12 protein-coding genes are annotated in these 13,220 nt (G+C 64.8%); 5 read left to right on the top strand and 7 right to left on the bottom strand.

Annotation, left to right across the window (positions count from 1 at the left end; all coding sequences use genetic code 11):
* Positions 1–5: 5 nt before the first annotated feature.
* The gene (gene soxY / locus CWO91_RS18680; RefSeq protein WP_130215133.1) at positions 6–497 is read right to left on the bottom strand and encodes a thiosulfate oxidation carrier protein SoxY; all 492 of its coding nucleotides are present in this window, start codon (positions 495–497) and stop codon (positions 6–8) included.
* A 25-nt stretch (positions 498–522) separates the two neighbouring features.
* Positions 523–876, bottom strand: a complete 354-nt coding sequence (soxX, locus tag CWO91_RS43035) for a sulfur oxidation c-type cytochrome SoxX (protein ID WP_165405537.1) — start codon at positions 874–876, stop codon at positions 523–525.
* Positions 877–1,137: 261 nt separating this feature from the next.
* On the opposite strand from soxX, the gene CWO91_RS18670 reads away from it, so the two are divergent.
* Positions 1,138–1,812, top strand: a complete 675-nt coding sequence (locus CWO91_RS18670; protein ID WP_130215129.1) for a DUF938 domain-containing protein — start codon at positions 1,138–1,140, stop codon at positions 1,810–1,812.
* A gap of 11 nt (positions 1,813–1,823) precedes the next feature.
* On the opposite strand, the gene CWO91_RS18665 is transcribed toward CWO91_RS18670, so the two are convergent.
* Positions 1,824–3,893, bottom strand: coding sequence for a prolyl oligopeptidase family serine peptidase (locus tag CWO91_RS18665; RefSeq protein ID WP_130215127.1), 2,070 nt, complete (start codon positions 3,891–3,893; stop codon positions 1,824–1,826).
* A gap of 188 nt (positions 3,894–4,081) precedes the next feature.
* Between CWO91_RS18665 and CWO91_RS18660 the strand changes: the two genes are divergently transcribed.
* Entirely contained in the window at positions 4,082–5,329 is a 1,248-nt protein-coding gene (locus CWO91_RS18660) for an MFS transporter (protein WP_165405533.1), read from the top strand.
* A gap of 173 nt (positions 5,330–5,502) precedes the next feature.
* Positions 5,503–6,756 carry an MFS transporter gene (locus CWO91_RS18655; RefSeq protein ID WP_130215123.1) on the top strand — a complete coding sequence of 418 codons (1,254 nt, stop codon included), beginning with the start codon at positions 5,503–5,505 and terminating at the stop codon, positions 6,754–6,756.
* A gap of 287 nt (positions 6,757–7,043) precedes the next feature.
* Here the strand turns inward: CWO91_RS18655 and CWO91_RS18650 are convergent, their stop codons facing one another.
* Both CWO91_RS18650 and CWO91_RS18645 read right to left on the bottom strand, forming a co-directional pair.
* A complete protein-coding gene (locus tag CWO91_RS18650) occupies positions 7,044–7,538 on the bottom strand; it encodes a VOC family protein (protein ID WP_130215121.1) in 495 nt (164 codons plus the stop codon).
* 90 nt (positions 7,539–7,628) lie between these two features.
* Complete coding sequence (locus tag CWO91_RS18645) at positions 7,629–8,174, bottom strand: carboxymuconolactone decarboxylase family protein (protein ID WP_130215119.1); 546 nt, start codon at positions 8,172–8,174, stop codon at positions 7,629–7,631.
* A 138-nt stretch (positions 8,175–8,312) separates the two neighbouring features.
* Here CWO91_RS18645 and CWO91_RS18640 point away from each other — a divergent pair, with 138 nt between their 5' ends.
* Entirely contained in the window at positions 8,313–9,512 is a 1,200-nt protein-coding gene (locus CWO91_RS18640) for an acyl-CoA dehydrogenase family protein (protein ID WP_130215117.1), read from the top strand.
* A gap of 154 nt (positions 9,513–9,666) precedes the next feature.
* A complete protein-coding gene (locus tag CWO91_RS18635; protein WP_130215115.1) occupies positions 9,667–10,806 on the top strand; it encodes an acyl-CoA dehydrogenase family protein in 1,140 nt (379 codons plus the stop codon).
* A 286-nt stretch (positions 10,807–11,092) separates the two neighbouring features.
* Here CWO91_RS18635 and CWO91_RS18630 read toward each other — a convergent pair whose 3' ends face one another.
* Complete coding sequence (locus CWO91_RS18630) at positions 11,093–12,130, bottom strand: amino acid ABC transporter substrate-binding protein (protein ID WP_130215181.1); 1,038 nt, start codon at positions 12,128–12,130, stop codon at positions 11,093–11,095.
* 54 nt (positions 12,131–12,184) lie between these two features.
* Positions 12,185–12,778 carry a L,D-transpeptidase gene (locus CWO91_RS18625; protein ID WP_130215113.1) on the bottom strand — a complete coding sequence of 198 codons (594 nt, stop codon included), beginning with the start codon at positions 12,776–12,778 and terminating at the stop codon, positions 12,185–12,187.
* Between the last annotated feature and the right edge of the window lie 442 nt (positions 12,779–13,220).

The raw sequence follows: 13,220 nt of genomic DNA, 5'->3' as shown, positions 1-13,220 counted from the left end.
TCTCCTTAGCCGCCGCAGCCGCCGACGGTGACCTTCACTTCCTTGGTCGCGCTGTAGAGCTTGCCGTCCGCCTCGACGATGGCGACCAATTTGGTGGTCTTGGCCATCTTTAGCCGGTTGGCGACGCCCGGAATCGTGCCGTCGGCGATCTTGTAGGACGCTGCGAGCGCAAACGGGTTCTCGGCGACGAAGAACGAGATCGAGGTCACCTTGTCGAGCGTCGTCGTCACCGAGACCGGCACCACGCCGCCGTTTTCGGCGATCTCGGGCGCATCCAGCTTGACCTTGTCGGACGGCTCGGCGGTCTTGCCGTAGAGCGCCTTGATCGCGTCGGCCTCGCTCTTCTGCTTGAAGGCCTCTTCCGGATATTTGTCGTTCGCCGCCGCGCGCGCAGGGCTGGCCGCGAACGGCAGGTTGCCAAGCCCGATCAGCGCGACAGAGGCCGCGCCCTGAAGGATCAGGCGCCGCGTCGGGTGAGGGCCGGTGGTCGTGGTCATCAGAGGTCTCCTGGCGTGCCGGCCGTTACAGCGTTTGCAGGAAATCAACGATCGCGTTGATCTCCTCTTCGGTCAAAATCCGGTTCCGGCCGAACGGCGGCATCATGGTCTGCGGATTGCGCTTGGTCTCGTCGAAGATGATCGCGGCCAGCTCGTTGCGGTCGGGGTACCTGGCTTTGATGTCCTTCAGTTCCGGCCCGATCGTTCCCGGCAGGTCGCCGCCCTTGATCACGTGGCAGGTCAGGCAATTGCCCTTGCCGCGCTCGAAGGCGAGCTTCCGGCCCTCGTTCACGGCGGACTGCGCCCGCGCCGGGCTGGCGAGGCCGGCGGCAATGGCCAGCAGGAGGAACAGGACGGGCGTCCGGGACAAGGCAGTCAAGGCGGCATTCCGAGGCATTATGGCGATGATCTCGATCGCGGAAATAAAGGCGTTCCAAAGCATAAAGGGCATCGTCTGACAATCGAGACTATGCACGGAGCAAAATGGAGTTAATATCTTCCGCATTGCAATTAAAGAGATTATTGGTTCGGCCGATTTGGCCCCAACAATAAGGACAAACGGCGCGGGCCGGCTTTTTCCAGGGCGCTTTGGTGCCCATCCTGTTTTCATCGCGTTCTCGAGTTTTCAAGGGGACCTCACTTGACTGAATATCTCGCCGAATTTGGCAGGGACGGCGGACGGGTCGAGTCGGATGGGCGGCTCGATGCGCCGGCGTTCCATCGCAATCACGAGCCGATCTGGGCGGCGCTGGAGAAACATCTCGCCGGCTTGACCGGCAACGTGGTCGAGCTCGGCAGCGGAACCGGGCAGCACGTGGTCCACTTCGCCCGTCACACGCCCGGCCTGATCTGGTGGCCGAGCGACCTCAACCAGCGCCATCTCAAGAGCATCGAGGCCTGGCGCGTTCATTCGGGCCTGCAAAACATCCGCTCGCCCTTACGGATCGATCTCACCGACCCCGACTGGTGTCCGGAGATGAAAAGCGGGCATGGGCCGACCAGCCTCGCCGCCGTGTTCTGCGCCAACGTCATTCACATCGCGCCATGGAGCGTGGCCGAGGGTCTGTTCGCCGGCGCCGGCCGCTATCTGCGGGCCGACGGCAAGCTGTTCCTCTACGGTCCGTTCAAGCGCCACGGCAAGCACACCGCGCTCAGCAACGCCGTGTTCGACACGTCCTTGCGCGAGGGCAATCCCGAATGGGGCGTGCGCGACATCGGTGACGTCGAGGCGCTGGCGCAAGGCGCGGGCCTCGGCCTCGTCGACACCATCGAGATGCCGGCGAACAACCTCACGCTGGTGTTTTCGCGCGACTGAGCGCGAGGCCGTCAAGCCTCGCCGTCCCGCCACCCGATCTTCTCCTTCAAGAACCGATAGCTCAGCACCTCGAAGCCGGCGCGCTCCTTGTTGTCCTTGCCGTAGCCGTGGCCGCCTGCCGCGGGCTCGTAGAACCAGGCCTCATAGCCCATCGCCTGGAGCTTGGCGGCCATCTTGCGGGCGTGTCCGGGATGGACGCGGTCGTCGCGCCGCGTGGTGGCGAACAGGATCGGCGGATAGGCTTGGCCCGCCTTCACATTGTGATAGGCGGAATAGGTCTTCAGCCAGTCCCATTCCTCCACCTTGTCGGGGTCGCCATATTCCGCGATCCAGCTCGCGCCCGCGAGCAGTCTTGTGTAGCGGCGCATGTCGATCAGCGGGATGGTGCAAAACAGCGCGCCGAAACGCTCGGGGTAGCGCACCAGCATGTTGGTGATGAGGATGCCGCCGTTCGATCCGCCCTGTGCGGCGATGCGCTTGGCTGTCGTCACGCCGCGGCGGACGAGATCGGCGGAGACGGCGGCGAAATCGTCATGCGACAGCCTCTTGCCGGCGAGCCGGCCGGCATCGTGCCAGCGCGTGCCGAACTCGCCGCCGCCGCGCAAATTGGCCTGCACCGTCGTGCCGCCGCGCTCCAGCCACAGCTTGCCGAGCGAGGGGTTGTAATGCGGCTTCACGGAATGGGCGAAGCCGCCATAGGCGCTCATATAGACCGGCGCATCGCCGGTCTCGCTCGCTGGGCCGGTCTGCACATAGGGAATGCGCTCGCCGTCGATCGAGATGGCCTCGTGCTGCGTCACCACGAGGCCGTCGGCGGTGAACGTCCTCGGCGCCTGCTTCAGCACGGTCGGGCTGGCGACACCACGTGCGATCAGCAGCAGCGACGGCGGCGTCAGCGGATCCTGCACATTGGCGAGCAGATCGCCATTGCTCTCGGACGGATGGCGATCGAGCGGCCAGACGTCGACCACGCCGATCCGCGGCAGGCCGGGAAGCGTGTCGCGGCTCCAGCCGGCAGCGGATGGTGTGCAGATCTCGAAGCATGGGCGCAACTCGTCGAGGATTGACAGCACGAGCTTGCCCGCCGCCCAGAACAGACCTTGCAACGCGCGCCGCGGCGCCGGTTCGAACAGCACCGAAAAATCGCGGCTGCCGGCGAGGAACGCCGACAGCGAGATGCCGAGCACCGTGTCAGCGGTGTAGGTCCGGCCTTCGATGGACCAGTCCTTGCGCAGCTTGATCGCGAACCAGTCGCCATGCGCCTGCATCCAGATGCCGGTCGGCAGGTCGAGCTTCGTCGTCGCACCAGTCGCATCGCGCAGCCAGATGGCGTGATTGAAGAAGTCGATCTGATCGACGAGCCAGACTCGCGGCTCCGCTCCGGTGTCATCGGCGCTGCCATAGATCATCATGTGATCGGCGGCGGTCTCGATGATTGTTTGCACCTGATCGACAGGCTGGCCGCGCCGCCACAGCCGGACGGTCCGTGCATATCCCGAGCTCGTGGCCATGCCCTCGCCATGGGCGCTCGACAGCAGCAGCGTGTCCGCATCGAGCCAGTCCACGCCGCCCTTCGCTTCCGGCAGCGTGAACCCGCCGGCCACGAAGCTCTTGGTCTCCATGTCGAACTCGCGCAACGTCACGGCATCGCTGCCGCCACGCGACAGGCTCAGAATCGCCCGCGAGTGTCCCGGCATCGTGGCGATCTGACTCAGCAGCCAGTCCTCGCCTTCGTTTGCCGCGAGCTGGTCGATATCCAGCATGGTCTCCCACGCTGGGTTTGCTTTGCGGAATTCCGCCAGCGTGGTCCGTCGCCACAGGCCGCGCGGGTTGGTGGCGTCCTTCCAGAGATTGTGCAGATCGCTGCCGCGCCGGCTGACATAGGGAATGTTGTCCGGCCGATCGTAGATCGCCGCGAGGATGTCGCGGTCGTGCTCGAAGGCTTTCCCGCCGAACGCGTTGAGCGTCAGCTGGTTCTGCCGTTCGACGAAATCGAGCGCCTGCGTGCCTTCGATCTCCTCCAGCCACAGCCAGGGATCGTCGTCGGGAGCGCTGAGCGTAGGCCTGTCGTCGACGGTCATGAGCGAAACTCCAGGAAGATCGCGGCGGATAGGATTTGATCGAGCGCAAGCCGTCAAGGGCGCGGCCCGCTATCATCCGTCCGATTGCGTCACGGGCATGGCCCGCGCCCGTTTGCGCCGGTTGCCCGCCCATCAGCGCCCCTCCATAGTGCCGGGAATCAACGAGAGCCCTTTGGGCGGAAATGCCGATGCTGGACGTGACCTCGACCGCCGAAATCGTCGACGATACGCGCGCGCGTGCCAATGTGGTGCGCCTTGCCGCCGCGCAGGCGCTGACCGGCGCCAACTCGGCGGTGATCTTCGCCACCGGCTCGATCGTCGGCGCCACGCTCGCACCCGACATGTCGCTCGCGACCGTGCCGCTGTCGATGTACGTGCTGGGGCTCGCCGCCGGCACGCTGCCCACCGGCGCGATCTCGCGCCGCTTCGGCCGCCGCGCCGCCTTCGTCATCGGCACGGGCCTCGGCACGCTCACAGGCCTGCTCGGCTGTTTTGCGATCCTGCACGCCTCCTTCGCGCTGTTCTGCTTCGCGACTTTCCTCGGCGGCCTCTATGGCGCGGTCGCGCAATCCTACCGCTTCGCCGCCGCCGATGGCGCCAGCGCGGCGTACCGGCCCAAGGCGGTGTCGTGGGTGATGGCGGGCGGCGTGTTCGCCGGCGTGCTCGGTCCGCAGCTCGTGCAATGGACCATGGACGTCTGGCAGCCTTATCTGTTCGCCTTCAGCTTCCTGGTGCAGGCGGCGGTGGCGCTGGTCGCGATGGGCATCGTCGCCGGTGTCGACATGCCCAAGCCCGCGCCGGCCGATCTGCATGGCGGACGGCCGCTGCTCGACATCGTGACCCAGCCGCGCTTCATCGCGGCCGCTTTGTGCGGCGTCATCGCCTATCCCATGATGAACCTGGTGATGACCTCGGCGCCGCTCGCCATGAAGATCTGCGGCCTCAGCGTGTCCGATTCCAATTTCGGCATTCAATGGCACATCGTCGCCATGTACGGGCCGAGCTTCTTCACGGGTGCGCTGATCGCGCGCTTCGGGGCTCCGAAGGTGGTCGCGGCCGGCCTGCTGCTGGAGGCAGGCGCCGCCGGTATCGGCCTTTCCGGAATCACAGCAATGCATTTCTGGGCGACGCTGATCGTGCTCGGCGTCGGCTGGAATTTCTCCTTCATCGGCGCCTCCGCGCTGGTGCTGGAGACGCACCGTCCGCAGGAGCGCAACAAGGTGCAGGCGTTCAACGATTTCCTGGTGTTCGGGATGATGGCGATCGGCTCGTTCTCCTCCGGCCAGCTGCTCGCCAATTACGGCTGGTCCGCTGTGAACATGGTGGTGTTCCCGCCGGTCGCACTGGGCCTTGCCGTGCTGTCGCTGGCGTCCTGGGCGCGTCGCCGCAAGGCGCGTCTGGACGCTGCGATGGGCGAGTTCCCGGATGCGATCTGAGTTGGCAGGAGGCTGTCAGCAGCGTTGATGCTTCGATCGCCGTCGAAGTGATTTTCGGATGGGATTTATTAGATGCGTCATGGCCGGGCTTGTCCCGGCCATCCACGTCTTAGGCGCGCGGATCGAAGAACGTGGATGCCCGGGACAAGCCCGGGCATGACGGAGTAGGTAGCATGCTCGACAACCCTCGGACTCCGGCGATCGACGAATCCTCGCTCCGTTACGAAGGCTGGCGTATCGTCGCGGTCTGCTTCCTGCTCGCGACCTTCGGCTGGGGACTCGGCTTCTACGGCCAGAGCGTCTATGTCGCCGAGCTCCAGCGCGCGCACGGCTGGTCGGCCTCACTGATCTCGTCGGGCACGACCTTCTTCTATCTGTTCGGCGCGCTGCTGGTCGTCTTCGTCGGCGAAGCCGTCCACAAATACGGCTCGCGGCTCTGCCTGATTGCGGGCACGCTGGCGATGGCAGCGGCCGCTATCGCGATCGGCGCGGTGCGCGAACCCTGGCAGCTTTATCTCGCCAATGCCGTGCTCGCCTTCGGTTGGGCCGGCACCAGTCTCGCCATGATCACCAACACGATCAGCCTGTGGTTCGATGCCAAGCGCGGCATGGCGATCAGCCTCGCGCTGAACGGTGCCAGTTTTGGCGGCATCGTCGGCGTGCCGCTGCTGGTAGCGTTGATCGGCCAATTCGGCTTCGCCAGCGCGATGTACGCCGCTGCCGGGGCCATGCTGGTGCTGCTCCTGCCGGTCATTCTCGTTCTCGTCGACCGGTCGCCCGATCTTCACGGCTGGCATGCAGCGGCGAAGCCGAAGCTGCAATCGTCGACGCAGATCCGCGCGCAGGCGCTGCGAGACGTCGGCTTCCTCTCGGTGACGATCGCCTTCGCGCTGGTGCTGTTCGCGCAGGTCGGCTTCATCGTGCACCTGATCTCGTTCCTCGATCCCGTGATCGGCCGCGAGCGCGCGGCGGTCGCCGTCGCCGTGCTGACGGCGATGGCGGTGGTCGGCCGCGTACTGTTCTCGCTGGTGATCGACCGCCTCGACCAGCGACTGGCCTCGGCGCTGTCGTTCCTCAGCCAGGCCGCGGCGTTGTGTGTCGTCATCAACCTGCACAATGACTATGCGCTGATCGCCGCCTGCGCGGTGTTCGGCTTCTCCGTCGGCAACCTTATCACGCTGCCGTCGCTGATCGTGCAGCAGGAGTTCGACAGTGCCTCCTTCGGCGTGCTGATCAGCCTCAACACTGCGATCAACCAGGTCACCTATGCGTTCGGCCCGGGCGTCGTCGGTTTCCTCCGCGATCTCTCCGGCGGCTATGGATTGCCGTTCTATCTCTGCATCGCGCTGGAGGTGGCGGCAGCAGCGCTGATCATGGTGCGGGGAGGCCGCAATCGAAGCTCTCGTAGGGTGGGCAAAGGCGCATAGCGCCGTGCCCACCATCTGTCTCTCCACGCGTGCCGCAAGAATCGGTGGGCACGCTCCGCTTTGCCCACCCTACGGGATCTACGTCTTAATAGCGCGCCGGCGCTCCAACAGACTCCGTCATTGCGAGGAGCTCGCGACAAAATTGCGGAGCAATTTTGCGCTGATGCGACGAAGCAATCCAGACTGTCACCGTGGTAACAGTCTGGATTGCTTCGCGGAGCCTGTCATCGGGCCGCGCTTCGCGCGGACCCGGTGGCTCGCAATGACGGTGAAGGATGCAGCGGAGCTCACGCCTCCCGCTGCTTCAGCAAATCCTCCACGTCCAGCCGCTTCGTGAACATCGCGAGCTTGCCGTCCGGCCCGAACGGCCATTGCTCCCTCGGCTTGTCCCAATACAGCTCGACGCCATTCTGGTCGGGATCGCGCAAGTAGAGCGCCTCGCTGACGCCGTGGTCGCTGGCACCATCGAGCGCAATGCCGGCCGTGAGCACCCGGTGCAGCGCATCCGCGAGCGCCGGCCTGGTCGGATACAGGATAGCGGTGTGGTAGAGCCCGGTCGTGCCCGGCGGCGGCGGCAAGCCGCCCTTGCTCTCCCAGGTGTTGAGCCCGATGTGGTGGTGATAGCCGCCGGCCGAGATGAAGGCCGCGCCCGAACCCATACGCTGCATCAGCTCAAAGCCGAGCACGCCGCAATAGAAGCCGAGCGCGCGATCGAGATCGGCGACCTTGAGATGAACGTGGCCGATCCTGGTGCCGGCGGCGACGGCTTGGTTCTGCGACATGTGGCTGCTCCGTTGATCAACTCCACATAGGGCGGGCCCCGGGACAGTGCTACCGGCCCATCCTGAAACCCTTCGTTTCCGGATGGGAAACTAAGCCAGCTCCGACACCTCACCTTCCGGCAGGCCGAATTCAAACGTGTTCAGCGTCATCGACACCAGCGTGTAATAGCCGCACAGCCCGATGACCTCGACCACGCCGCGTTCGCCGAGCAATCTCACCGCCTCATCATAGAGCCCCTTCTCGACGCCGTGGCCCTCATGCAGCGACTTCGCGACGTCGTAAATCATCTTCCCCTTGGGATCGTCGAACTCAGGCGTGCGGCGGTCGCGGATCGCCTCGATGATCTCGAGCTTCATGCCGCCCGCAAGCGCCAGGCGCTTATGCGCATACCATTCGTAATGAGCGGTCCAGTGCCGCGCCGTCACCAGGATCGCGATCTCCGAGAGTTTTGCGGGGAAGATCGTGTCGAAGCGCAGCACTTCGCCGAGCCGCGTGGCGTGGCGTGCCATCTCCGGGCTGTTGAGCCAGGCCATCATCGGCGCCGGCGGCTTGCCGCGCTTGCCGGCAATCGACTCGTCATAGGTCTGGCGCTGGCTCTCGTTCATTTCGCCAGGCGAAAGAAGTTTCAGGCGCATTGTTGTTTCCTCTTTGTTTTCAAGGCTCGCCGTAGCGGCGACTATAGCCGAATGCGGGCTGCGGAAGTGGTTGAATTCCACGGGGCGATGGCTCAGAGTCGGCGGCAACAAGTCGATTTTGATTGATGGAAACGACCCATGACAGATTCTGAGACCGCCGATCTCGAAACATTCCGCAACGAGACGCGCGCCTGGCTGGAAGCCAACTGCCCGCCGGAGATGCGCAAGCCCGCGACATCCGATGCCGATGTGTTCTGGGGCGGACGCAACGCAAAATTCTCGTCCGAGCCGCAGCGCATCTGGTTCGAACGCATGCGCGACAAGGGCTGGACCGTGCCTGATTGGCCGAAGGAATACGGCGGCGGAGGCCTGAGCGCCGCCGAGCACAAGGTGCTGCGCGCGGAGATGGCCAGAATCGGCGCGCGTCCACCGCTGTCGAGCTTCGGCATCTGGATGCTCGGGCCGGCGCTGCTGAAATACGGCAACGACGCCCAGAAGAAGGAGCATCTGCCGAAGATCGCCGCGGGCGAGATCCGCTGGTGCCAGGGTTATTCCGAGCCGAACGCCGGCTCCGATCTCGCCTCGCTGCAGACCCGCGCCGAGAGTGAAGGCGACGACTTCATCATCACCGGCCAGAAGATCTGGACGTCCTACGCCAATTACGCCGACTGGATCTTCTGCTTGGTCCGCACCGATCCCACTGCCAAGAAGCACGACGGCATCAGTTTCATCCTGTTCGACATGACCTCGAAGGGCGTCTCGACCAAGCCGATCCTGTTGATCTCCGGCTACTCGCCGTTCTGCGAAACCTTCTTCGACAATGTCCGCGTGCCGAAGTCGCACGTGGTCGGCACCGTCAACCGCGGCTGGGACGTCGCAAAATATCTGCTCCAGCACGAGCGCGCGATGATCTCGGGCATGGGCGAGCGCGGCGTCGGCCGTCCGCTCGGCCAGATCGCGGCCGACTCCGTCGGCACCGACGCGCTAGGGCGGCTCGACGATGCCATGCTGCGCGGCCAGATCGCGCGCTTCGACGTAGATGAGGCCGCGCTTGCGGCCTGTGCCGAGCGCGCAGTCGATCTCGCCAAGGCGGGCCAGGCGCACCCGGCATTCTCCTCCGCGATGAAATATTACGGCACCGAGCTCAACAAGCGCCGCTACGAGATCTTGATGTCGGCCGGCGGCGTCGATGCGCTGGAATGGGAGAGCGAGCGCTCCAAGCAGGGCGCCCGCCCGCGCGCCTGGTTGCGCACCAAGGCCAACTCGATCGAGGGCGGCACGTCCGAGGTCATGCTCGGCATCGTCGCCAAGCGCATCCTGGATCTGCCGGGGGCGTGACCGCACTCTCACCAGCCGTCATTCCGGGGCGCGCAACGCGCGAGCCCGGAATCCATTCATCCACCAATTCCGCCGCTTGATGGATTCCGGGCCTGACCATTCGGGTCATCCCGAAATGACGAACCAAGATAGATTTCGAATCGGAAACCCCACCATGGCCCTCGTCCTCACCGAAGAACAATCGATGCTCCGCGACAGCGCGCGCGGGCTGATCAGCGACAAGGCGCCGGTGTCGCACCTGCGGCATTTGCGCGACAGCAAGGATCCCACCGGCTTCTCCAAGGAATTTTGGCATTCCTTCGCCGAGATGGGCTTTGCCGGCCTCTTGGTGCCGGAAGAGTTCGGCGGCTCTGGTCTCGGCTATGTCGAAGCCGGTGTCGTGATGGAGGAGATCGGCCGCACGCTGATGCCCTCGCCCTTCCTCGCCACCAGCGTGGTCGGGGCCTCCGCGCTGAACCGTGGCGGCAACGCCGCGCAGAAATCGGAATATCTGCCAAAGATCGCGAGCGGCTCGCTGCTCGCGACGCTGGCGATCGACGAGGGTGCGAAACATCGCCCGCTGCAGACCAGTCTCAAGGCCGTGCGCGCCGGTAACGGCTTCAAGCTTTCCGGCGCCAAGGCGCTGGTCATCGACGGCCACGTCGCCGATCTCCTCATCGTCGCCGCGCGCACCGCGGGTGCTGCCGGCGAGCGTGAAGGCCTGACGCTGTTCCTGGTCGACCCCAAGGCGAAGGGTGTCGCGGTCGAGCGCACCATCATGGTCGATGCGCACAACGCGGCGCGGATCGAATTCGCCAATGTCGAGGTCAATGCCGACAGCGTGCTCGGCGAGCTCGATCAGGGCGCAAGCCTGCTCGACGGCGTGCTCGACATCGGCCGTGGTGCGGTCGCTGCCGAGATGGTCGGCCTCAGCGACGAGGTCTTTGGCCGCACCGTCGAGTACCTGAAAAGCCGCAAGCAATTTGGCAAGCTGATCGGCGAATTCCAGGCGCTGCAGCACCGCGCCGCCGAGCTCTATGTCGACATCGAGATCACCCGCGCCGCCGTGATGAAGGCACTCCAGACGCTGGATGCGGATGTCGCCAAGGCCGCATCAAGCGTCGCGGTGGCAAAAGCCCGCGCCGGCACCACCGCCACCCGCGCGGTGCAGGAAGGCGTGCAGATGCACGGCGGCATGGGCATGACCGACCAGTTCGACATCGGCTTCTTCATGAAGCGCGCGCGGGTGTGCGAGGAGCTGTTCGGCGATGCCAACTACCACACCGAGCAGCTGGCGCGGGCGCGGGGGTATTGAGACGGGGCAGCCGCCTCGTTCTCCGCTGTCATCGCCCGCGAAGGCGGGCGATCCAGTACGCCGCGGCTTTTCAGTTTATCACTGACGTCTCTGGAATACTGGATCGCCCGCCTTCGCGGGCGATGACAGTTGAGAGTATGGAAAGCACTGCCCCAAGCTCGTCATTGCGAGCGCAGCGAAGCAATCCAGAATCTTTCCGCGGAGGCAGTCTGGATTGCTTCGTCGCTTACGCCATCGCTCGAAGGGCGACGGCGTCCGCTCCTCGCAATGACGATGGTAGACGGTCTCACCGCATCGGCGGTGCGTACTGCACGCCGCCGGCATTCCACAGCTGGTTCATGCCGCGCGGGATCTTCAACTTCGACTTCTCGCCGATGTTGCGCTCGTACATCTCGCCGTAATTGCCGACGTGGCGGATGATGCGGACGGCCCAGTCCTTGGTGAGGCCGAGCTGCTCGCCGTAATTGCCTTCGGTGCCGACGAGGCGCATCACGTCCGGCTTCTTCGACTTCAGCGCCTCGTCGATGTTCTCCGAGGTGACGCCGAGCTCCTCGGCATTGATCATCGCATACAGCGTCCACTTCACGATCATCATCCAGTCGTCGTCGCGCTGGCGCACGACGGGGGCGAGCGGCTCCTTGGAGATCATGTCCGGCAGGATCATTTGGTCGCCGGGTTTTGCGAGGTTCAGCCGCAGCGCATAGAGCTGGGAGACGTCGGCGCTGAGCGTGTCGCACTTGCCGGTGTCGTAGGCCTTCACGACGTCGTCGAGCTTGTCGAACTTCACCTCGTCATACTTCATGTTGTTGGCACGGAAGTAATCGGCGACGTTGAGTGCCGTCGTAGTGCCGGACTGGACGCAGACCTTGCTGCCGGTCAGGTCCAGCGAGGTCTCCTTGTTGCGCGAACGCGGCAGCATGAAACCTGCGCCGTCATAATAGGCGACGGCCGGGAAATAGAGGTCGTAGTCGAGCTCGCGCGCCATGCTCCAGGTCGAGTTGCGGGAGAGGATGTCCACCTTGCGGCTCTGCAATTCCTTGAAGCGCTCGCTGGCGTCGAGTGCGACGAACTTCGCCTTGGCCGGATCGTTGAAGATCGCCGCGGCCACCGCGCGGCAGAAATCGACGTCGAATCCGGTCCAGTTGCCTTTGTCGTCAGGGATCGAGAAGCCCGGCAGGCCCTTGTTGACGCCGCACAGCACCTCGCCGCGGCGTACGGTGCGCTTCAGGGTGCGGGTGTCGTAGAATTCATAGACGATGGCCAGAACGGCGACCAGCACGGCGACCGCGAGCCCGATCAGCAGGCCGCCTCGAAAACTGCGCATCATGTTGCTCTCTCGAAAAATCGGGAAATGGGATATTCGCTAAGGCGAAGAAGATTAGAGCTCGGGCTTCTGCCGGATGACGACCTTGGTCCCGACCGGGACCCGATCGTAGAGATCGGCGACGTCATTGTTGACGAGACGGAAGCAGCCCGAGGACACCTTGGTGCCGATCGTATCAGGACGGTTGGTGCCGTGGATGCGGTAGACGGTGGTGCCGAGATACATGGCGCGGGCCCCTAGCGGATTGCCGGGGCCGCCGGCCATGAAGCGCGGCAGATAGGGCTGGCGCTGGATCATCTCCGGCGGCGGCGTCCAGTCCGGCCACTCCTTCTTGTTGGTGATGTTCACCAGCCCCTGCCACTGAAAACCATCGCGGCCGACGCCGATGCCGTAGCGGATCGCGCGCCCGCCCGGCTGCACCAGGTAAAGGTGACGTTCGGCGGTCGAGATGATGATGGTGCCGGGCGCCTCGGTGGTGCGGAAGTAGACCACCTGCTTCTGCCATTCCGGATCGAGCTGGTAGGCGTCGTCGGCGATCAGGCCCGGCTCGTCGCCGCGATCAGGCTGCTGGGCGAAGGCTTGCGGCGCCCAAAGGATCAGGCCGATCGCAGCCACAAACATCCCGGTCAGGCGACGAAAATCCGTCATGTAAAGCTCTCCCCGCTGCCACGGCGCAAATCATTCAGAACCATCAAACCTGAGGGGCAAGTTCATGGCAAGTTGATGGCGCGCCGCCCTGGTATGTCACGACAATGCTTTGGTTTTTTGACGCGCCGGGCAATGCCACAAACAGGGGATGGCGCGAAAAGCATACATTGTCGCGGCGAGGCCGGTGCGCTCCCTCCCCCGCTTGAGAAGAGGGCGGTCGCATAGGACTGCTTGGCGGCGGCCGGACCGCGCGCCTCGTCCTTCGAGACGACCGCTCTGCGGTCTCCTCAGGATGAGGCTCAGAGGCATCGGTGCCCGTCGAAAACTGCTGCCGCACACTCCGCCCTCATCCTGAGGGCCCGCCGGAGGCGGGCGTCTCGAAGGATGGCCGCAGGAGACTTGCTAGCCCCCTCGAATGCGATCGCTGTCACAGGCGGGAAGG

The sequence above is a fragment of the Bradyrhizobium genosp. SA-3 genome (assembly GCF_004212635.1).
Lineage (GTDB): Bacteria > Pseudomonadota > Alphaproteobacteria > Rhizobiales > Xanthobacteraceae > Bradyrhizobium.
This window is presented reverse-complemented; position numbering and strand designations above follow the sequence as displayed.